General features: G+C 66.3%; 17 protein-coding genes. 7 read left to right on the plus strand and 10 right to left on the minus strand.

What is annotated here, in order from left to right:
* Positions 1 to 189: 189 nt before the first annotated feature.
* The 7 genes from LL06_RS09195 to LL06_RS09225 all read right to left on the minus strand — a co-directional run bounded on the left by LL06_RS09195 (position 190) and on the right by LL06_RS09225 (position 8,248).
* Positions 190 to 1,335, minus strand: a complete 1,146-nt coding sequence (locus LL06_RS09195; RefSeq protein WP_035525339.1) for an iron-containing alcohol dehydrogenase — start codon at positions 1,333 to 1,335, stop codon at positions 190 to 192.
* Positions 1,332 to 2,720: an aldehyde dehydrogenase family protein gene (locus LL06_RS09200; protein ID WP_035525341.1), complete on the minus strand. Its 1,389-nt coding sequence runs from the start codon at positions 2,718 to 2,720 to the stop codon at positions 1,332 to 1,334. Before LL06_RS09200 ends, LL06_RS09195 begins: the two co-directional genes overlap by 4 nt.
* Before the next feature lie 169 nt (positions 2,721 to 2,889).
* A complete protein-coding gene (locus LL06_RS09205) occupies positions 2,890 to 4,254 on the minus strand; it encodes a glutamine synthetase family protein (RefSeq protein ID WP_035525344.1) in 1,365 nt (454 codons plus the stop codon).
* Between the two features lie 181 nt (positions 4,255 to 4,435).
* Positions 4,436 to 5,488 (minus strand): TRAP transporter substrate-binding protein, encoded by a 1,053-nt coding sequence (locus tag LL06_RS09210; protein WP_035525345.1) that lies wholly within the window; start codon positions 5,486 to 5,488, stop codon positions 4,436 to 4,438.
* A 43-nt stretch (positions 5,489 to 5,531) separates the two neighbouring features.
* Positions 5,532 to 6,866: a TRAP transporter large permease subunit gene (locus LL06_RS09215; protein ID WP_035525347.1), complete on the minus strand. Its 1,335-nt coding sequence runs from the start codon at positions 6,864 to 6,866 to the stop codon at positions 5,532 to 5,534.
* Positions 6,863 to 7,390, minus strand: coding sequence for a TRAP transporter small permease subunit (locus LL06_RS09220; RefSeq protein ID WP_035525348.1), 528 nt, complete (start codon positions 7,388 to 7,390; stop codon positions 6,863 to 6,865). The genes LL06_RS09215 and LL06_RS09220 overlap by 4 nt, the downstream gene beginning before the upstream one ends.
* A gap of 75 nt (positions 7,391 to 7,465) precedes the next feature.
* A complete protein-coding gene (locus tag LL06_RS09225; RefSeq protein WP_035525350.1) occupies positions 7,466 to 8,248 on the minus strand; it encodes an N-formylglutamate amidohydrolase in 783 nt (260 codons plus the stop codon).
* 143 nt (positions 8,249 to 8,391) lie between these two features.
* Between LL06_RS09225 and LL06_RS09230 the strand changes: the two genes are divergently transcribed.
* Together LL06_RS09230 and LL06_RS09235 are read left to right on the plus strand one after the other, a co-directional pair.
* Positions 8,392 to 9,237, plus strand: a complete 846-nt coding sequence (locus LL06_RS09230) for a MurR/RpiR family transcriptional regulator (RefSeq protein ID WP_035525352.1) — start codon at positions 8,392 to 8,394, stop codon at positions 9,235 to 9,237.
* Positions 9,238 to 9,296: 59 nt separating this feature from the next.
* Entirely contained in the window at positions 9,297 to 9,626 is a 330-nt protein-coding gene (locus LL06_RS09235) for a metalloregulator ArsR/SmtB family transcription factor (RefSeq protein WP_035525356.1), read from the plus strand.
* Positions 9,627 to 9,632: 6 nt separating this feature from the next.
* Here the strand turns inward: LL06_RS09235 and LL06_RS09240 are convergent, their stop codons facing one another.
* Positions 9,633 to 10,430 (minus strand): DUF2189 domain-containing protein, encoded by a 798-nt coding sequence (locus LL06_RS09240; protein WP_035525358.1) that lies wholly within the window; start codon positions 10,428 to 10,430, stop codon positions 9,633 to 9,635.
* A 339-nt stretch (positions 10,431 to 10,769) separates the two neighbouring features.
* On the opposite strand from LL06_RS09240, the gene LL06_RS09245 reads away from it, so the two are divergent.
* From LL06_RS09245 to LL06_RS09260, 4 genes are all read left to right on the plus strand, one after another.
* Positions 10,770 to 11,225: a TspO/MBR family protein gene (locus tag LL06_RS09245; protein ID WP_035525361.1), complete on the plus strand. Its 456-nt coding sequence runs from the start codon at positions 10,770 to 10,772 to the stop codon at positions 11,223 to 11,225.
* Positions 11,226 to 11,363: 138 nt separating this feature from the next.
* Complete coding sequence (ispG, locus tag LL06_RS09250) at positions 11,364 to 12,605, plus strand: flavodoxin-dependent (E)-4-hydroxy-3-methylbut-2-enyl-diphosphate synthase (protein ID WP_035525365.1); 1,242 nt, start codon at positions 11,364 to 11,366, stop codon at positions 12,603 to 12,605.
* Between the two features lie 185 nt (positions 12,606 to 12,790).
* Complete coding sequence (locus LL06_RS09255) at positions 12,791 to 14,638, plus strand: methyl-accepting chemotaxis protein (protein WP_052161347.1); 1,848 nt, start codon at positions 12,791 to 12,793, stop codon at positions 14,636 to 14,638.
* A gap of 126 nt (positions 14,639 to 14,764) precedes the next feature.
* A complete protein-coding gene (locus tag LL06_RS09260) occupies positions 14,765 to 15,235 on the plus strand; it encodes a cupin domain-containing protein (protein ID WP_052161348.1) in 471 nt (156 codons plus the stop codon).
* 9 nt (positions 15,236 to 15,244) lie between these two features.
* Here the strand turns inward: LL06_RS09260 and LL06_RS09265 are convergent, their stop codons facing one another.
* Positions 15,245 to 17,746, minus strand: coding sequence for a response regulator (locus LL06_RS09265; RefSeq protein ID WP_052161349.1), 2,502 nt, complete (start codon positions 17,744 to 17,746; stop codon positions 15,245 to 15,247).
* A 126-nt stretch (positions 17,747 to 17,872) separates the two neighbouring features.
* Positions 17,873 to 18,790 (minus strand): farnesyl diphosphate synthase, encoded by a 918-nt coding sequence (locus tag LL06_RS09270; RefSeq protein ID WP_035525367.1) that lies wholly within the window; start codon positions 18,788 to 18,790, stop codon positions 17,873 to 17,875.
* A gap of 255 nt (positions 18,791 to 19,045) precedes the next feature.
* On the opposite strand from LL06_RS09270, the gene mtgA reads away from it, so the two are divergent.
* A complete protein-coding gene (gene mtgA, locus LL06_RS09275) occupies positions 19,046 to 19,711 on the plus strand; it encodes a monofunctional biosynthetic peptidoglycan transglycosylase (protein WP_052161350.1) in 666 nt (221 codons plus the stop codon).
* Positions 19,712 to 19,732: the final 21 nt, after the last annotated feature.

Consider the following 19,732-nt stretch of genomic DNA (forward strand, 5'->3'; position numbering starts at 1 on the left):
TGAACAGGATCTCTAAAGCATTGTAACCGCAATTCTTTCAGTTGCAAAAATATTTTCCGCAATCCCGGCATGTCGGGTGTTCCGAAATCCTAGGCCCGGGAACGAAGAAAAGCCGGTGCGCAGGATCGCCGCGCACCGGCTTTTGGAAGAGACTGGAGCCCGGATGCGGACACCGGGCCGGAAGGGTTGTCAGATACAGGCTTCGAACAGCGCCTTGGTGTTTTCGGGCGTCATTTTCACCGGATTGCCGCCGGCGCTGGGGTCCTCCAGCGCCATCGCCGTCATTTCGTCGATCCGGTCGCGGCCGACGCCAAGCGCCGCCAGCTTGTCGGGAACGCCGAGATCGGCGCGCAGCTTCAGGACGAAATCGTAGAACCCGTCGAAGCCGCCGGCGATTCCCATGTAATCCGCGGCGCGCGCGATCCGCTCCTCGATCTCGGGCCTGTTCAGCTTCAGCACCGGCGGCATCACCACCGCGTTGGTCATGCCGTGATGGGTGTTGTAGACGGCGCCGATCGGGTGCGACAGCGCGTGGATGGCGCCGAGCCCCTTCTGGAACGCCACCGCCCCCATCGCCGCGGCGCTCATCATCTCCGCGCGGGCGGCAATGTTGGAGCCGTCGGCGACCACCAGCGGCAGGTTGTCCTTGACCAGCCGCATCCCCTCGAGCGCAATGCCCTGGCTCATCGGATGATAGAACGGCGAGGAATAGGCTTCGAGGCAATGGGCAAACGCGTCCATGCCGGTGCCGACCGTGATGATCCGCGGCATGCCGACGGTCAGTTCCGGGTCGCAGATGGTGATCGCGGGCAACAGCTTGGGATGGAAGATGATCTTCTTGACGTGGGTGTCCGAATTGGTGAGCACGCCGGCGCGGCCGACTTCCGAGCCCGTGCCGGCGGTGGTCGGCACCGCGATGATCGGGGCGATCGCCTTGGCGTCGGCGCGGGTCCACCAGTCGCCGATATCCTCGAAATCCCACACCGGGCGGGTCTGTCCGGCCTGGAACGCGATCAGCTTGCCGAGGTCGAGCCCGGAGCCGCCGCCGAAGGCGATGACGCCGTCATGGCCGCCCGCCTTGAAGGCGGCGATGCCGGCCGCGAGGTTCTTCTCGTTCGGGTTCGGATCGACATCCGAAAACATCGCCCGGCCCAGGCCGGCTGCATCGAGAATGTCGAGCGCCTGCTGGGTGATCGGCAGCGACGCCAGCCCCCGGTCGGTGACCAGAAGCGGCAGCTTGATGCCCGCGGTCAGGCAGGCTTCGGCGAGTTCCGAGATGCGGCCTGCTCCGAAACGGATAGCAGTGGGATAGGACCAGTTGGCGCGCGGGCTCATGCGGTTTTCTTTCTCAGGTGGTAGGATTTCGGACGGGTCAGGTTGTGGAAGCCGATTTCGGACAGCGAGCCGCCGCGGCCGGTGGCCTTGCAGCCGGTCCAGCACAGCGCCGGATCGAGATAATCGGCGCGGTTCATGAACACCGTGCCGGTCTCGATCTCCGCGCCGATGCGGGCGGCGCGCTCGGCGTCGTTTGTCCACAGCGAGGCTGTGAGGCCGAACTGGCAGTCGTTCATCAGCGCCAGCGCCTCTTCGTCGCTGTCGACCGGCATGATGCTGACCACCGGACCGAAGCTCTCGTCGCGCATCACCCGCATGTCGTGGGTCACGTCGACCAGCACCTGCGGCATCAGGTATGCGCCGCCGTCATCGGCGGGAAACAGCTTGGGATCGATCAGCCCGCGGGCACCGCTTGCCAGCGCCTCTGCCGTCTGCGCGCGGACTTCGGTGGCGAAGCGGACATTGGCCATCGGCCCGATCGTGGTCTCTTGCTCCAGCGGGTTGCCGAGCTTGAGGCCCGAAGTGACCCAGGCCACGGCTTTTTCGACAAAGTCCTTGTAGAGCGGGCGGGCGACATAGAGCCGCTCGATGCCGCAGCAGCACTGGCCGGCATTGTACATCGCGCCGTCCATCAGCACGTCGACCGCCCAGTCGAGATCGGCGTCTTCCATGACGTAGCCCGGATCCTTGCCGCCGAGCTCGAGCCCCAGCCCGGTGAAGGTGCCCGCGGCGGCGCGTTCGATCGCCTGTCCGCCGCCGACCGAGCCGGTGAAATTGATGAAGTTGAAGCTGCCCGCCGAGATCAGCTTCTCGGTGCCCCGGTGGTCGAGGAACAGGTTGATGAAGACGTCCTCCGGCAGCCCGGCCTCGGCGAAGGCGCGGACCATGCGCTCGCCGACCAGCAGCGTCTGCGTGGCATGCTTGAGCACCACGGTGTTGCCCGCGATCAGCGCCGGGACGACCGTGTTGATCGCCGTCATGTAGGGATAGTTCCACGGCGCCACGACGAAGACGACGCCGTGCGGCACGCGCTCGATGCGGCGCTCGAACTGCGCGGAGTTCTCGATCTCGATCGGCGCCAGCGCGCGCGCGGCGATCTCGGCCATGTAGTTCGTGCGCTCGTTGACGCCGCCGAACTCGCCGCCATAGCGCACCGGACGGCCCATCATCCAGGCCAGTTCCGTCACGACGTCATCCTTCATCTCATTGAGCCGGGCGACGCCGGCGCGGACCAGCGCGATGCGCTCGGCGAGCGGACGCCGGGCCCAGTCCTTCTGGGCCTTGCGTGCTCGTTCGACAGCCGCGGCTGCGTCATCGACGGCCATCACCGGCCGCTCGGCATAGACCGAGCCATCGATGGGCGATATGCATTTCAAGGTGGTCATGTCCCATTCTCCCGTTGGACGGCCGCCCGATGAAGCGCGGGGCGCGCCGGTCCTCAAATCACATCAAAGCCGAATAGACGGCTGCATATCCGACTCCGCGGAAACAGCCATCGGACAGGTTGTCACGGGGCCCGGCAAACATCGCCGGGACCCCGCTTTCAGCCCTGCGTCAAGCCCGCTCGAACCCGCGCGCGATCTCCCAGTCGGTCACCGCCTTGTCGAACTCTTCCTGTTCCCATTCCGCGCAGCGGACATAGTGGTCGATCACCGCGTCGCCCATCGCCGCGCGCAACATCTTCGAAGTGCGCAGCGTCTCGGTCGCGGCGCGCAGCGTCGAGGGAATGTGCTTGGCCTCGGCGTTCTCGTAGATGTCGCCCGTCGTCGGCGGCGCCAGTTCGAGCTTGTCCTCGATCCCCTTGATGCCGGCGGCAAGCAGCGCCGCCTGCGCCAGATAGGGGTTCATGTCCGAGCCGCCGATGCGGCATTCGACCCGCACCGCCTTCGATCCCTCGCCGCACAGGCGGAACCCGGCGGTGCGGTTGTCCACCGACCAGACCGTGCGCGTCGGCGCGAAGCTGCCCTTCATGAAGCGTTTGTAGCTGTTGACATAGGGCGCCATGAACCAGGTGTAGTCAGACGCATATTCGATCAGGCCGGCCATGAAATGGCGCATCAGCTCCGACATACCGTGCTCGCCGTCGGGATCGCGGAAGGCCGGGGTCTTGCCGCTCCACAGCGACATGTGCACATGCGACGACGAGCCGACCTTCTTGGGGTTCCACTTGGGCAGGAACGTCGCGGAGCGGCCATTGGCCCAGGCGATTTCCTTGACCGCGTGCTTGGCGATGGTGTGGTGGTCGGCGCAGTCGAGCGCCTCGGCGTAGCGGATGTTGAGCTCTTCCTGGCCGGTCTCGGCCTCGCCCTTGGAGTTCTCGATCGGAATGCCGGCGGCGAAGAGATGATTGCGCACCGGGCGCATGATGCTCTCTTCCTTGGTGGTCTGCAGGATGTGGTAGTCCTCGTTGTAGGCGCTGATCGGCGTCAGGTCGCGATAGCCGGAGCGCGCAAGGTCGCGGTAGCTCTGCTCGAACAGGAAGAATTCGAGCTCGGTCGCCATCATCGCCTCGTAGCCCATCTCCTTCAGCCGCGCGATCTGCACTTTCAGGATCTGCCGCGGCGATTGCGGCACCGGCTGGTGCGTCTTGTGATCGAGCAGGTCGCACAGCACCATCGCCGTGGCCTCGAGCCAGGGGACGCGGCGCAGCGTCGAAAGATCGGGCTTCATCACATAGTCGCCGTAGCCGGCGCGCCAGCTCGTGGTGGCGTAGCCGTCCGGCGTCGCCATCTCGAGGTCGGTCGCCAGCATGTAGTTGCAGCAGTGCGTTTCCTCGTGGCTCGAATCGATGAAGTTCTGCACGTGAAACCGCTTGCCCATCAGGCGGCCCTGCATGTCGACGCAGCAGACCAGCACCGTGTCGATCGCGCCGGATTTTGCGGCGGACTTCAGGTCTTCAAAGCTAAGATTTCCGGCCATGTCGATAGGATCCCGATGATGTGGTTGACGCGTCAGTCTGAGGTCGCGGCCCGAGAACGGCCCGCGCCTTCCGGAGGGTGGAGCGGCGGGAGCGGATCCCAGGGATCGGGCTCCTGCGGCGCTGTAGTGCCAATCCGCCCCCCGGCGCAAGACCGGGAGGCGGGATTTCGGTCAAGCCGGCTCAGCTTTCGCCGTAGGGGAAGCCGGCCTTGTTAATGACGCCATTGTATTCCTTGAAGATGGCGATGACCTTTGCCTTGGTTTCGCTTTCGGCGGCGATTTCATCCCAGAACTTCACCGCCGCATCCTCGACCTGCTTCCATTCCGCAGCGGGGACCGAGCGGAGCTGAAGCTTGTCGCCGGTGGCGCGCAGCTTGGCCTCGCCGCCCCAGTACCACTGGTTGCGGAAGGTGTGGCTGGCTTCCATGCAGGACATGTAGAGCGCCTGGAGATGCTCCGGCAGCGCGTTCCACTTTTCCTCGTTGGCGAACCACGAGCCGATCCAGGCGCCGGAGATGTTGTTGGTGAGGAAGTAGTCCGTCACATTGGCCCAGCCGACGGTGTAGTCCTCGGTGATGCCCGACCAGGACATGCCGTCGAGCTCGCCGGTCTGCACCGCGACTTCCGCGTCCTCGTAGGGGATCGACACCGGCACGACGCCGAACTGGGTGAGGAACCGGCCGGCGGTGGGGAAGGTGTAGAGCTTGAGGCCGTTGAGATCGGCCACGCTCTTGATTTCCTTCTTGGTGTTGAAGTTGCACGGATCCTGGCCAGCCGCCGAGAGCCACTTGACGCCGGTTCCGGCATAGGCGTCGCGCCAGATGTCGGCGAGGCCGTATTGCTGGAACAGCACCGGCACGTCGAGGATCGAGCGGGTGGCGAAGGGGAAATAGCCTCCGAACACGCCCACTTCCACGGGCGACGCCATCGAATCATCGTCCGAGTGCACGGCGTCGATGGTGCCCGCCTGCATGGCGCGAAACAACTCGCCGGTCGGCACGATCTGGTCGGCGAAGAACAGCTCGATCACCATTTCGCCGTTGGCCGCCTTGTTGAAGGCGTCGACGAAGGGCTGGGTCACGAACTGGCCGAGCGTCGCGCCCGCATAGGTCTGCATGCGCCAGCGGATCGGCTCCTGGGCGAGGACCGGCGGGGCGGCGAGCGCCGTGCCGGCTGCGGCGCCGGCGGCGACGCCGGCCTTGGTGAGAAATTGACGCCTTTTCATAGTGCTCATGCTGTTCTCCTTTTGGGTTTCGTCTTCTGTGGACCTGCTCATTTCAACCTTGAAGCTTGCCCTGGAACTGCTGCGGCAGCCACAGAGCCAGTTGCGGGAACATCATCACGATCACCAGGGTGAGCAGCATGACCGCGACGAAGGGAATGACCGACAGATAGATGTGACGCAGCTTGATCTCCGGCGGCGCCATGGCGCGCATCAGGAACAAATTGTAGCCGAAGGGCGGCGTCATGTAGGCGATTTGGCAGGTGATGGTGTAGAGCACCCCGTACCAGACCAGGTCGAAGCCCAGCGCCTTCACCAGCGGCACATAGAGCGGCGCCACGATCACCAGCATCGCCGTGTCGTCGAGAAAGGTGCCCATCAGCAGGAAGCTCAACTGCATCAGGATCAGCACGTGCCAGGGCTCGAGCCCGAGCTGGCCCAGGAAAAAGTTCTCGATGGCGCGCACCGCGCCGAGCCCGTCGAACACAGCGCCGAAACACAGCGCCGCCAGGATGATCCACATGAACATGCAGGAGATCCCGAGCGTCTTGCGCACGACGTTCTCCATCACTTCGCGCGTCAGCCGGCCCTTGATCAGGGCGGCGGCCATCGACGCCAGCGCGCCCACGGCGGAGCTCTCGACGAGGCTGGTGTAGCCCATCAGGAACAGCCCGTTCATCAGGAAGAAGATCATGAACGGCAGGAAGCCGGCCCTGAGCAGGCTGATCCGCTCCTTCCAGGTGATGGCGTCGCGCTCCGCCTTCGACAGCGGCGGTCCGAGATGCGGCTGCAACTGGCAGCGGATGGCGATGTAGACAATGAACAGCCCGGCCATCAGCAGGCCCGGGAACACGCCCGCGAGCCAGAGCTGGCTCACCGGCTGGCGGGCGATCATGCCGTAGAGCACCAGCACCACAGACGGCGGGATCAGGATGCCGAGCGACGAGCCGCCCTGGATCACGCCGGTGATCATCAGCTTGTCGTAGTTGCGCCGGAGCAGCTCCGGCAGCGCGATCGTCGCGCCGATGGCCATGCCGGCCACCGACAGCCCGTTCATCGCCGAGATCACCACCATCAGGAAGATCGTGCCGATGGCAAGCCCGCCCGGGACCGGGCCGAACCAGACATGGAACATCCGGTAGAGATCGTCGGCGATGCGGCTTTCCGACAGCATGTAGCCCATGAAGATGAACATCGGCAGCGTCAGCAGCGGATACCATTTCATCAGCTTGATCGATTGCGCAAAGGCGATCTCGACGCCGCCGGTGCCCCACAGGGGCAACGCCGCAAGCACCGCGACCGCGCCGATGACGCCGAACACCCGCTGCCCGGTGAGCAGCAGCGCCATCATCGCGGCGAACATGAAAAGAGCGATCAGTTCGTAGCTCAAATGCCCGCCTCGCTTTGGTGGTTGACGCTGACGCCCCGCAGAAACAGGATGTCGCGGAGAAGTTCGGCGATGGCCTGCAGCAGCATCAGGAAGATGCCGACGGCGGCGATCAGCTTGACCGGCCACATGTAGGGCCGCCAGACCGAGTGGGCCCGCTCGCCATATTCGAGCGCATAGGTGGTGCTCGAGATCCCGCCATAGAGCAGGACGCAGAGATAGAAGATCAGGAACAGCACCGTGACCGCGTCGACGGCGGCCTTGCGGCGCGGCGACCAGCCGCCATAGACCAGGTCCATGCGCACGTGATCGCCCATCTGCATCGAATAGGGACCGCCCAGCAGATAATAGGCGACCATGATGAACTGGGCGAATTCGAGCGTCCACAGCGCCGGCGAGCCGGCATATTTGGTGATCGATGACCAGAACAGCACGCCCATCAGCGCGAAGATCAGATACATCGCGAACCGGCCGACGCGCCGGTTGAAGGCGTCCACCACCCGGATATAGCGTTCGATGATCGTCATGCCGCCCGGCCTCCCGGGCGGCGCCGGCAAGCGCTTGCCGGGTCGAGGCGGCGCCGGGCCGGCTGAGGGGCGGGATCATGCATGACGGCGTCCTCCTTGGTGGTTCAGGCGGTCCAGCGCCGCGCGCAAAAGCCCCGCGATCCGGTCTGCCCAGACAGTCTGGCCGGCTTCGCCGGAGATCAGGTCATTGCGGATTTCCAGCATGACGTTGGCGATTTGCCGGGTCAATCCATGACGCTTGAGCGTATGCGTCACCCCGTCTTCGGGCCCGTAGGGATAGTTCCGGCTCACGCCCTCCATCCTCGCCTCGGCCGCCGCATCGAGCATCGCGTCCGCCAGCCTCTGGTCCGCGTCGTGCAGGATGCCGAGCAGGCCGTCGCGCGGCTTGCCGAAATAGACCGGCGTGAAGGAATGCACCGTCACCAGCACCACGGCGCGGCCTTGCGCCAGGCGCTCGTCAATGAGTGTGTCGATGGCCTGGTGGAACGGGACATAGAGCGCGGCCGCGCGGCGGGACCGCTCGCGCTGGTCAAGCCCGTGGTTGCCCGGCACGTCGAAGACCTCGCTGCGCTCGGGATAGGCGTCGGCCGACTCCGGCGGGCGGTTGCAGTCATAGGCGAGCCGGGAAAACCGCTGCGTGATGAGGGTCGCGTCGAGAAGGTCGGACAGGCGCTCGGCCACGCCGAGGGCGCCGATGTCCCAGGCGATGTGGCTTGCGAGCGCCGCCGGGTCTAGTCCCAGCGTGCCCAGCGCCTTCGGCATCGTCTTCGAGGCGTGCTCGCAAACCAGCACGACATCGCTGGTTCCGCCGGGATGGCGGACGGCAAAGGCCGGCCCTTCTGATGGTTCGATCAGCATCTCGCCTTGCACCTTGAATTCTGCTCCCCGGCAGGTGCGGCCTGGATCCGCCGCTTGCGTAACAATGATTAGGATTGCCCGAACGTTGTCAATACTGTAATTTTTGTTACGTCACCCCGAAACAGGCCCGACCGGAGAGAGCCATGGCGATACGCGAACAGATCCAGTCGGTACTCGGAACCCTTCCCGGCGCGGAGAAGAAGGTGGCGCACGCCTTTCTCGCCAACTATCCGAGCATCGGCCTGTCGACCATCGCCGAACTCGCCGCGCTTGCCGGAACTTCGGCGCCGACGGTGCTGCGCTTCGTCGCGAGGCTCGGGTTCGAATCCTATCCGGAATTCCAGCGCGTCTTGCGCGGCGATGTCCAGGCGCAACTGATGTCGCCGCTCGAGCGCGCCCGCTCGACAGGGCCGGCCCCCGCCAACCCGGCGCTCAAGGCAAGCTTCGCCGACATTGCCGCCAATCTCGACGCCACCCTCAAGGCGGTGCCGGAAAGCGAATTCGAGGCCGCCTGCGAGCTGCTGTCGGATCAGAAATCGGCCTGCTTTTTCCTGGGCGGGCGGTTCACCGACGCCATCGCCGGCTACATGGCGGCGCATCTCAGGATCATCCGTCCCAATGTCAGGCATTTCGACGGGCAGACCTCCACATGGCGCGACCAGCTCCTCGACGTCCGCCCCGGCGATGTCGCGGTGCTGTTCGACATCCGCCGCTACCAGTCGGACCTGATCCGGCTGGGCGAGCTGCTGGTCGAGCGCAAGGCGCGGATCCTGCTGATCACCGATCCGTGGCTGTCGCCCATCGCCCGCTCGGCGCGCGTGGTGCTGCCCTGCGTCGTCGACGCCAACCGCACCTGGGATTCGAGCGTCGCGCTGCTGGCGCTCGCCGAGGCCCTGATCGACCGCGTCTCCCGCGCCCAGTCCGACAATGCAAGGGCGCGCATGCAGACGCTGGAGGACATTCACTGGAACAATCTGCCGGGGCGCTAGGCCTGTCCGGCGGGTCCCGCGGACTTGCGCAAATCCGCGCCATCCAATACCCATTCCCCATGGATCAGCACTCTGCCTTGGATGCATTCGCGGCGTTGAGCCAGGAGACGCGGCTTGCCGTGTTCCGGCTTCTGGTGTCCGCCGGTCCCGAGGGCCTGGCCTCGGGCGAGATCGGCGAGCGCCTCGGCGTGCGCCAGAACACCATGTCGACCAATCTCGGCATCCTGCTCAAGGCAGGCCTGGTGCGCCGCGTCCGCGACGGGCGCACCGTGCGCTACCATGCGGACCATACCGGCATCAGCGGGCTGCTGGGCTTCCTGCTTGAGGACTGCTGCGGCGGCAAGCCGGATCTCTGCCAGCCGGTGATCAAGCAGATTTCCTGCGCCTGACCGGTGTCAGGCTGGCGACGCGGCCCGCCGGTAGAGATGCCAGGTCGCGTGTCCCAGCACCGGCAGCACCACCAGCAGGCCGATGAAGGCCGGCAGCAGCGCCGCGAGCGTCGCCACCCCGACGATGAAGCCGAAGCCCAGCAGCGGCACGGGGTTCTTCACCACCGCGGCGACGCTGGTGATCATCGCGGTGACGAAATCCACCTCCCGCTCGGCCAGCATCGGCAGCGACAACACCGTGGTCGAAAACAGCACCAGCGCCAGAAAACCGCCGACAATCGTGCCGACGGCGAGAAAGCCCCAGCCTTCCGGCGTCGACAGCACGATCTCGGAAAAGCGGTCCCAGCTCGAAAACGACTTGAAGCCCAGGAACAGCGCGAGCAGCAGCCGCACCTGGTAGATCCACACCCAGAAGATGAACATGACGACAAAGGCCATCCAGCCGAGCTGGCGTTCGCGCTGGTGGAACACCTGCGCCAGCACGCCCCTGCGGGTCACCGGTTCGCCTTCGTGCCGGCGGCGGCTGATCTCATAGAGGCCGACCGCGACGAAGGGGCCGAGCAGCGGAAAGCCGATCGCCAGCGGGATGATCATCCATGGCGCCCCGATGCTGTTGAGGAACCCCAGGATCGCCAGCCCCCCGAGCATGTAGATGCCGCCGAAGAACAGCCCGAACCCGGGATGGGCCAGGAAATCCCGCCAGCCTTCCTTCAGGCTCAGTCTGACATCTTCGATGGACAGGGCGCGCAGCACCGGCGCGCCGATCGGGCCGTCCTGCGCCAGCCCGGCGGTGTTGTTGGTCATGACATCCTCCCTCGCTGGCTCCTCCATTCCCGCATGCGCCGAAGCCGACCCATGCGGAAATCGCCATGGATTGATCATGATCCGGTTCGATGCGAACCGCAATCCTCCAATCGCGTGCCGGCGCGCCTGTCACGGATGAGCGCATTCCCGCCGCCGGCCCCGGCGGGAGGACGCCGGCCCGTCCTCCGCAGGCGGTTTCCTCCCCGCCTCCCGCGGCCCTGGCAATTTCGCTGCAGCGCACTACGTGATATCAGGCGCCATGAGGCCGCATTGGATCCCGATTCGGAACCACGGCCCGGTTTTTCGTGTTACACCGCTGAATACGTTCTGGAGTGCGTCATGTCCGCCATCATCATCGCCATTCTCGTGCTCGCGACCGCGTCGAGCGGCGCGATCTTCAAGCCGGGCGAATGGTACCAGCAGTTGCGCCGGCCCTCCTGGACGCCGCCGAACTGGGCGTTTCCGCTGGTCTGGAGCATTCTCTATCTCGCCATCGGCGTGTCGGGCTGGCTCGTCTGGGAGGCCCAGGGCCTGGGCCTGGCGATGGGCCTGTGGCTGCTGCAACTGGTGTTGAACGCCGCCTGGTCCTGGCTGTTCTTCGGCCGCCGGCGCATGGATCAGGCCTTTGTCGACGTCTGTGCGCTGTTTGCAACCATCCTCGCCTATATCGCCGCCGCGAGCCAGGTGTCGCCGACCGCGGCTCTGCTGTTCGTGCCCTACGCCGTCTGGGTCGCCACCGCGGCGACGCTGAACCGCTCGGTCTGGCGGCTCAATCCGGATGCGGTGCCGGGCTGACGGCCGAATTTTAAGCGGTTTCCGCCGCCGCCGCGCGGCTCGGTCGCCCAAGCGGGCTTCCCTTTCCAAAAGCCGCGTTCTAGGTAAGTGTCAGCATCAGCCGCGGCGGCCCGTGGCTGAGAATGATCCGAGGCTTTCATGACCCTGTCTCCCTTTGCCGTGCCCGAAGCCCGCCGCGCGAGCGTCGCCGTCGATGTCGGCGGCGTGATCGTCGGCGGCGGCGCGCCGGTGGTGGTACAGTCGATGACCAACACCGACACCGCCGATGTCGACGCCACCGTCGCCCAGGTCGCCGCCCTCCACCGCGCCGGCTCCGAGATCGTGCGCATCACCGTCGACCGCGACGAAAGTGCGGCCGCCGTGCCGAAGATCCGAGACCGGCTCGAACGGCTGGGCCTCGACGTGCCGCTGGTGGGCGACTTCCATTACATCGGCCACACGCTGCTGGCCGATCATCCGGCCTGCGCCGAGGCACTGGCCAAGTACCGGATCAACCCCGGCAATGTCGGTTTCAAGGACAAGAAGGACCGCCAGTTCGTCGAGATCGTCGAGATGGCCATCCGCCATGGCAAGCCGGTCAGGATCGGCGTCAACTGGGGCTCGCTCGACCAGGTGCTGCTGACCCGGCTGATGGACGAGAACGCCGCCAACGGCTCGCCGCTGTCGGCCCGCGACGTCACCCGCGAGGCCATCATCCAGTCGGCGCTGCATTCGGCGGCGCTGGCCGAGGAGACCGGGCTTGAACGCAACCGCATCATCCTGTCGGCCAAGGTGAGCCAGGTGCAGGACCTGATCGCCGTCTATTCCGAGCTCGCCCGCCGCTCCGACCACGCGCTGCATCTGGGCCTCACCGAAGCCGGCATGGGCTCGAAGGGCATCGTCGCCTCCTCCGCCGCCATGGGCATCGTGCTGCAGGCCGGCATCGGCGACACGATCCGCGTCTCGCTGACCCCCGAGCCCGGCGGCGACCGCACCCGCGAGGTCATCGTCGCCCAGGAACTGCTGCAGGTGATGGGCTTCAGGCAGTTCGTGCCGGTGGTCGCCGCCTGCCCCGGTTGCGGCCGCACCACCTCGACCGTGTTCCAGCAATTGGCCCGCACCATCGAGGACGATCTCAGGCGCAACATGCCGGTCTGGCGCGACAAATATCCCGGCGTCGAGGGCCTGCAGGTGGCGGTGATGGGCTGCATCGTCAACGGACCCGGCGAATCCAAGCACGCCGACATCGGCATCTCGCTGCCCGGCACCGGCGAAAGCCCGGCGGCGCCGATCTTCATCGACGGCAAGAAGGCCGCGACGCTCCGCGGCCCGAACATCGCCGAGGACTTCCAGGTCATGGTCGCCGAGTACATCGAGCAACGCTTCGGCCAGGGCGCCTGACGGCGGCCGGCCGCATGACCGACGGGCAGTTTCGGAGAGGCTTTATTAGCCCCCGAAAATAGGCAATTTATCCGCATTTATGATTTAAATGTCATTAATCAAATTCCTGTAGTCAGGGATTACCCCGGGACGGTTTCCGTTCCGGCGCCCGGCCCTGCGGCATTGCTTCGTGCGGATAAACCTACATGTTTTCATTTGTCAGAAGACTCCCCCTGACCGTCCAGATCCTGGCCGGCGTCGCCATCGTGCTGATCGCCGCCGAGACCATCAAGGTTTCCGTCGACCTCTCCCGGAACTGGCAGAGAATCGTCCATGACGGCAAGCTGCGCGGCAATGCCGCGCTCGACATGCTCGAGGCGGTCCATGTCCAGGCGATGGTCAATCGCGGCCAGTTGGAGGAGGGCGACCCGGCGGTCGAGACGCTCAACGGCACCATGGAGCTGTTCTCCCAGTCCAACACCGACATCGACATCTGGGTGGTGATGGCCGACAAGATCGCCGCCTACCAGAGGGACATGGGCCAGCCCGAATTGCCGGCCCACGACCGGATCGACCGGGCGGTTCTCGACAGCAAGCAGCACCAGGTGGTCGTCGAGGGAGAGGGCCTGCGCCTGTCCCGGCCGGTGGTCCTGGGTGAGGGCAGCGCCGCCGACGAGCGCTGCGCCGGCTGCCACACCGGCCTGATGGAGATCAACGAGGGCGAGATCCTCGGCGCCTACAGCGCCGCGATCAATCTGGCGCCCGAATTCGCCGCGTTCAACGCGGGCATCTGGAATCACGTCCTGGCCGGCGCCGCCACCATCCTGGTGACGCTGGGCCTGATCATGGCGATGCTGCGGCTGACGACGCTGCTGCCGCTCCGCAGGCTCGAGACCGCGACCAGCCGTCTGGCCGGCGGCGAGACCGATGTGCCCACCGGCCTCGATGCGCGGCGCGACGAGATCGGCGCTCTGGCCCGCGCGCTTGAGGTGTTCCGCGCCGCCTTCGTCGAAAAGAAGAGGCTCGAGGACGACGCCGAGCGGCAGCGGAAGGAGGCCGAGGCCAATCGCATCGCCGCGCAGGAACGGGCCGAGACCGCGGCCGCCGAACGGTTGAGAATCGCCACGGCCGGTCTCGCCGCCGGTCTCAAGCGGCTCGCCGGCGGCGACCTGTCGACCCGCCTCGACCAGGCCTTCGCGCCCGAATTCGAGGCGTTGAGAGCGGATTTCAACGTCTCGGTGCAGCAGCTCGGACAGACCCTGGCCGCCATTCACGACACCGCCGGCACCATCGACACGGGCTCCAGCCACATGTCCCGCAGCATCGAGGACCTGGCCGGCCGGACCGAGCAGCAATCGGCCTCGCTGGTGGAGACATCGGTGGCGCTGGGCCAGATCACCACCAATGTGAAGACCACCTCCGACCGGGTGACCGAGGCAAGGGCGGTCGCCGCCATGGCCAACGAGAGCGCCCACCGGTCGGAAACTGTGGTGACCAATGCCGAGCAGGCGATGGGCCGCATCCACGAGTCCTCGCTCAAGATCGCCAGCATCATAGGCGTCATCGACGAGATCGCCTTCCAGACCAATCTCCTGGCGCTCAATGCCGGGGTTGAAGCCGCCCGCGCCGGCGAGGCCGGCCGGGGTTTCGCGGTCGTGGCGCAGGAGGTCCGCGCGCTTGCAGGCCGCTCGTCCGACGCCGCCCGGGAGATCCGCGAGCTGATCGCCCATTCCTCGAGCGAGGTGAACGGCGGCGTCGAGCATGTCCGCGAAGTGGGCGAGGCGCTGCAGCGGATCAGCGGGCTGATCGTCGACATCAACGGCCACATGGATGCGATCACCCTCGCCTCGCGCGAGCAGGCCGGAGGGGTGGCATCCGTGAATCATGCCCTCGAAGGGCTCGAACAGGTGACGACGAAGAACGTCTCGATGATCGAGGGCGCGACCCAGTCGACCGCGAGCCTGGCCGCACAGGCCTCCAAGCTGCGCGAGATGGTGGGCCGGTTCAGGCTGTCGACCGAAGCGGCGGCGACCGGCCGCACCAGGGCCGCCTGAAACGTCGCAGCCCGCGGCCTGGCGGGAGCCGGCGGCAGCGCCCGTTGAACGGCCCGGAGCGGTTGCGCCGCGGCGAGATGCGGTGCTCCCAATGCTGGCCTCCAACGATGCCCGAGGATCAGCGCCATGCCACGGATCAAGCCGGACGAGGCCCGCAAGGAACGGCCGCCCGAGGGCGAGGGCGACCCCCACGGCCTGGGATCCTACGAGGCCGTGCTGTTCAGCGATGCCGGCGGCCTGACCCAGTTCGGCGCCTTTGTCGAAACCCTGCACCCGGGATCGCGCTCCTCGCGCCAGCACTGGCACGAGACCGAGGACGAATTCATCTACATGCTGTCGGGCGAGGTCGTGCTGCTGGAGGACGACCGGGAATCCGTGCTGGTGGCCGGCGACGCGGCCACGTTCAGGGCCGGCACTCCGCTGGCCCATTGCCTGCACAACCGCGCCGCGGCTCCCGCAAGTTATCTGGTGGTCGGAACCCGGAGCGATCATGACGTCGTCCACTATCGCGACGACGGCTCCCGCCTGGAGCGCCAGGGCCGCAGGCGCACGGTGCGCGACGCAACCGGCGCCGTGATCCGCACCTACGAGCGCTAGGCGCCCGGCTCAGGCCTGCGCCAGACGGTGGCCGCCCTTGTCCAGGGTCTCGGGCAGCCAGCGGTCGATCATCGCGCCGAGCTTTTCGGGCGAGATCGGCTTGGACAGGTAATCATCCATCCCCGCCGCCAGGCAGCGGTCCTCGTCGCCCTTGAGCGAATGGGCGGTCACGGCGATGATCGGCGTCGGCGACAGCCCGTCGCGAGCCTCGATGCCGCGGATCTCGCGGGTCGCCTCCAGGCCGTTGAGCTCCGGCATCGACACGTCCATCAGCACCAGGGTCGGCTTGAGTTCCGCCCACAGGCGCACGGCGTCGCGTCCGTTGACCGCCAGGCGGTGCGCATAGCCCATGCCGTCGAGCGTCTGCTGGAAGACGATCTGGTTGATCTGGTTGTCCTCCGCCACCAGCACCAAAGGCTCGGTCCGGGTCGCCGGATCCTGGGCGGCTTCGCGCGCGGCCTCGTCGCCCGGGTCGGCGATCGGCGAGGTCGAGATCACATCGGACCGGACTGTCGGGGGAGCCCGCTTTTCAACGATCCGGACAGGCGCGGTGTGCGGCTGGTTCAAAGCCGACTGCACGGTCTTCCGCAGTTGCGCGGTGCGAACCGGCTTGGTGAGCTGCGCGAAGATGTCGAGGTCGTTGAGCGCCTGAAGCTGGTCGGCCTGATCCACGGAGGACAGGATCAGGATCGGCGTGTCGGCGATCAGCGGGTCGGAGCGGATCGCCCGCGCCACTTCGGCGCCCGACATTCCGGGCATCTGGAAATCCAGGACCACGAGGTCGATGCCGATGCCGAGGTTCGACCGGGCGTGCCGCAGCAGACCGAGACCGATCTCGCCGCCTTCCACCGCGACGCAGTCAAAGCCCCAGTCGCGGATCTGTTCGGTCAGGATCATGCGGTTGATCGCATTGTCGTCGATGACCAGCACGCGGCGGCCGGGCAGCTCGGTCGACGGCGCCGTTTCGGCGACCGGTTCGCCATGCACGTCCATCTCGACCGTGAAGCTGAAGGTCGAGCCGACGCCGACCTCGCTTTCGACCACGATCTTGCCGCCCATCAGCTCGACCAGCCGCGTGGCGATCGCCAGGCCGAGGCCGGTGCCTTCATGCTTGCGGGTGGAGGAGCCGTCCACCTGGCTGAACTTGTCGAAGATCGTGTCGATCTTCTCGGCCGGGATGCCGATGCCGGTGTCGCGCACCGCCACCGAGATGGCCAGCCGCTCGGGCTGGTCGCCGGTGTTCACCTTGCGCCAGGTGATCTCGACCATGACATGGCCCTGCTCGGTGAATTTCACCGCATTGCCGACCAGGTTGGTGAGGATCTGCCGGATCCGTCCCGGATCGCCGATCAGCTTGTCCGGCAGTCCCGGAGCGATGCGGACGACGAGCTCGATGTCCTTTTCGACGACGCGCGACGACATCAGCGTCGCCACGTCCTCGGTCGTGTCGACAAGATTGAACGGCTTGGGGTTGAGCACAAGCTGGCCGGCGTCGATCTTGGAGAAATCGAGGATGTCGTTGATGATTTCCAGGAGCGCATTGCCCGATTTGAGGATCACGTCGGTGAAGGTGCGCTGCCGCGTGTCGAGGTCGGTGCGGGTCAGCAGTTCGGCCATCCCCAGCACCCCGTTCATCGGCGTGCGGATCTCATGGCTCATGGTGGCCAGGAATTCGGATTTGGCCCGGTCGCCCATCTGCGCCTTGGTCAGCGCCAGGTCGATCTCGCGGGTCTTGTCCTGCAGGCGCTTGATCATGTGCCGGATGATGATGTCGATCGGCACGAACACGCCCAGGCCGAGCACCAGCAATATCCCCATGGTCGCCATCAGGTAGCGTTGCAGCAAGGCCCCCTGGGCCAGGGAGAGCGCGGCCAGGTAGTCGCGGAACTGCTCCTGCACATAGGTGTTCGACGGCTGGATGACCTCCGCATACAGGGCATGGATCTCGCGGCCGGCCCAGTACATGTCCTTCTTGGTCCGCGCGCCATCCAGCCGCTCGGCGTCGAGCATCTGCATGTAATGCAGGAACGGATCGGCGTTGGTCATGTAGCGCGACCGGGACTGGATCTGATGGATCATGTCGTTGGGCGCCCGCTCCCATTCCTTGCGCAGATGCGCGACCTTCCACCGGGCCCGTTCGAACCGGAACCGCAAACTGGCGATCGCCGAGATCAGGTCCGGATCGACGGCCATCGTTTCCCGGATCTTCCGCTTTTCCACAAGCGTGACATTGGCCAGCCGTGGATCGACATAGGCCTGATAGTCGACATAGGTCTGCGCCAGCCGGTTGCTGCGGTCGGCGATGGCGGCCATGTCGTGGTCGACGTCGGCGAAACGCTCGGACAATTCGCTGATCTGCTGGATCGAAGCGTTGCGCTTGCTCTGCTCAAGGTAGAAGAATGTGCAGATGATCGCGATCGCCGTCAGCGATACGGTGAAACCGATTCGGAGTGAAATGATCGATCGTCGCGCAACCGAGGTTTCATCCTGATCTTTGCGTGGCTCTGTCATGGGTCTGGCGGCACCTGTTTTCAAACATTGTGCCGCGAGTTGGTTAATAAACACGTATGAAAAGCCATGCGGCGCGGCCTCTTCCGGGCGCGTGCCCCTGCCCCGCCCCGTCGCTTCCGCTCGCCGCTAACGGTCGCGGGAGGCGATGAACCCGGCCGCCTCGATCAGGGTCCGCGCCTCCGCGCCGAACGGCTCGAGCAGGGTAGCGGCCTCCTCCACCAGACCGTCGAGCCGGCGGCGGACCTGGTCGATGCCGTGAAGCGACACCAGCGTGCCCTTGCCGCGTCCGGCATCCTTGCCCGCGGCCTTGCCCAGGGTGGCGGCGTCCGAGGTGACGTCGAGCAGGTCGTCGGCCAACTGGAACGCCAGGCCGATGATCTCGCCGAATCTGGTCATCCGGCCGAGCGTCGGCGCATCGGCCCCCGCGGCGATGGCGCCCGCCGCGCAGGCGTAGCGCAGCAGCGCCCCGGTTTTCATCGCCTGCAGCCGCACGATTCCCGCCTCGTCCGGCGTCACCCGCTCGGCCTGAAGGTCGAGCGCCTGCCCGCCGACCATGCCGCCCGCGCCCGCGGCCCGCGCCAACTGGCTGATCAAAGCCAGTTTGGCCGGGTCCGGCAGGTCCGTCTCCGGTGCGGAGAGGATGTCGAACGCCAGCGTCAGCAGCGCGTCCCCCGCCAGGATCGCGGTGGCCTCGTCAAAGGCGATATGAACCGTCGGCTGGCCGCGCCTGAGATCGTCGTCGTCCATCGACGGCAGGTCGTCGTGAATGAGCGAGTAGCAGTGGATGCATTCGAGCGCCGCGGCGACCCTGAGCGCCGCCGCCTCCGGTGCGCCGAGCAGCCGGGCCGTCTCGGTCACCAGGAACGGCCTGAGCCGCTTGCCACCATTGAGCACGCCATGGCGCATCGCCCGCATCAGGTGCTCCGGACGGGCGATCTCGCCCTCGAGCGGAACCTCTTCAAGCAGCGCGGCGAGCAGCGCCGCAACCTTCTGGGCCGCCGCGTCGAGCCGCACGGCGAAACTGTCTGTGTGAGCCAGGTCCATGCCGGTGTCTTGCCATGCCGCGCCGCGCGCGGCAACGGTTTGTTTGCGGCCATCGGCTTCCCGGGTCGGGTGATGGCCCGGGGAGGCCGCCGGGGACTGGCAATGGAGGCCCAAGCCCGTTAAGGACAGCAGGCAGGCTGCCGCGCGCGGCGTCCATCATCCAGGGAAAGCCAGGTGGCCAGAGACAATACCAGCGAGACCTTCAGAGCCTCACAGCCCCCGGGCAGGCCGCCCCGCCGCGGGGTCTGGCGGCGATTGGTGTCATGGGTCCTGCTGATCGTGATCCTGGCGGTGGGCCTGCCCTATCTGCTGATTCCGCTCTACGCGCTGCCGCAGATCCGCCCGGTCTCCACCCTGATGCTAGGCGAGATGATCACGGGCCGGGCCTATGAGCGCCAGTGGGTCGCCTTCGACGACATCGCCCCGGTGCTGGTGCAGTCGGTGATGATGTCGGAGGACGGCCAGTTCTGCGCCCATTCCGGCATCGACTGGAAGGCGCTCAACCTGGTGATCGACGACGCGCTGGACGGCGAAGCGACCCGGGGCGCCAGCACCATCGCCATGCAGACGGCCAAGAACCTGTTCCTGCCATCCTCCCGCTCGGTCGTGCGCAAGGCGCTCGAGATCCCGCTGGCGATGTGGATGGATTTCGTCTGGTCGAAGCGCAGGCTGATGGAGATCTATCTCAATGTCGCCGAATGGGCGCCGGGGATCTATGGCGCCGAGGCCGCCGCGCAGGCCTATTTCGGCGTGCCGGCCGCCCAGCTCTCGCCCCGCCAGGCGGCGCTGCTGGCCGTCACCCTGCCCAACCCGATCAAGCGCAACGCCGCCAGCCCGTCGGGCGGCATGCAGAAGCTCGCCCGCGTGATCGAGCAGCGGGCGCGCCAGTCCGGCGCTTATATCAAATGCCTTTATGACTGAGTTCAAGGAAATTGGCTTTTC

It is taken from the genome of Hoeflea sp. BAL378 (assembly GCF_000759435.1).
In the GTDB taxonomy this organism is placed as follows: Bacteria; Pseudomonadota; Alphaproteobacteria; order Rhizobiales; family Rhizobiaceae; genus Hoeflea.

What these genes read in the sequence shown, in the direction of transcription:
- LL06_RS09265 (WP_052161349.1), bottom strand. Translation starts at nt 17,746, where the DNA reads ATGACAGAGCCACGCAAAGATCAGGATGAAACCTCGGTTGCGCGACGA.
- LL06_RS09225 (WP_035525350.1), bottom strand. Translation starts at nt 8,248, where the DNA reads ATGCTGATCGAACCATCAGAAGGGCCGGCCTTTGCCGTCCGCCATCCC.
- ispG (WP_035525365.1), top strand. Translation starts at nt 11,364, where the DNA reads ATGACCCTGTCTCCCTTTGCCGTGCCCGAAGCCCGCCGCGCGAGCGTC.
- LL06_RS09235 (WP_035525356.1), top strand. Translation starts at nt 9,297, where the DNA reads ATGGATCAGCACTCTGCCTTGGATGCATTCGCGGCGTTGAGCCAGGAG.
- LL06_RS09200 (WP_035525341.1), bottom strand. Translation starts at nt 2,720, where the DNA reads ATGACCACCTTGAAATGCATATCGCCCATCGATGGCTCGGTCTATGCC.
- LL06_RS09230 (WP_035525352.1), top strand. Translation starts at nt 8,392, where the DNA reads ATGGCGATACGCGAACAGATCCAGTCGGTACTCGGAACCCTTCCCGGC.
- LL06_RS09260 (WP_052161348.1), top strand. Translation starts at nt 14,765, where the DNA reads ATGCCACGGATCAAGCCGGACGAGGCCCGCAAGGAACGGCCGCCCGAG.
- LL06_RS09255 (WP_052161347.1), top strand. Translation starts at nt 12,791, where the DNA reads ATGTTTTCATTTGTCAGAAGACTCCCCCTGACCGTCCAGATCCTGGCC.
- LL06_RS09245 (WP_035525361.1), top strand. Translation starts at nt 10,770, where the DNA reads ATGTCCGCCATCATCATCGCCATTCTCGTGCTCGCGACCGCGTCGAGC.
- LL06_RS09240 (WP_035525358.1), bottom strand. Translation starts at nt 10,430, where the DNA reads ATGACCAACAACACCGCCGGGCTGGCGCAGGACGGCCCGATCGGCGCG.
- LL06_RS09220 (WP_035525348.1), bottom strand. Translation starts at nt 7,390, where the DNA reads ATGACGATCATCGAACGCTATATCCGGGTGGTGGACGCCTTCAACCGG.
- LL06_RS09210 (WP_035525345.1), bottom strand. Translation starts at nt 5,488, where the DNA reads ATGAGCACTATGAAAAGGCGTCAATTTCTCACCAAGGCCGGCGTCGCC.
- LL06_RS09205 (WP_035525344.1), bottom strand. Translation starts at nt 4,254, where the DNA reads ATGGCCGGAAATCTTAGCTTTGAAGACCTGAAGTCCGCCGCAAAATCC.
- LL06_RS09270 (WP_035525367.1), bottom strand. Translation starts at nt 18,790, where the DNA reads ATGGACCTGGCTCACACAGACAGTTTCGCCGTGCGGCTCGACGCGGCG.
- LL06_RS09195 (WP_035525339.1), bottom strand. Translation starts at nt 1,335, where the DNA reads ATGAGCCCGCGCGCCAACTGGTCCTATCCCACTGCTATCCGTTTCGGA.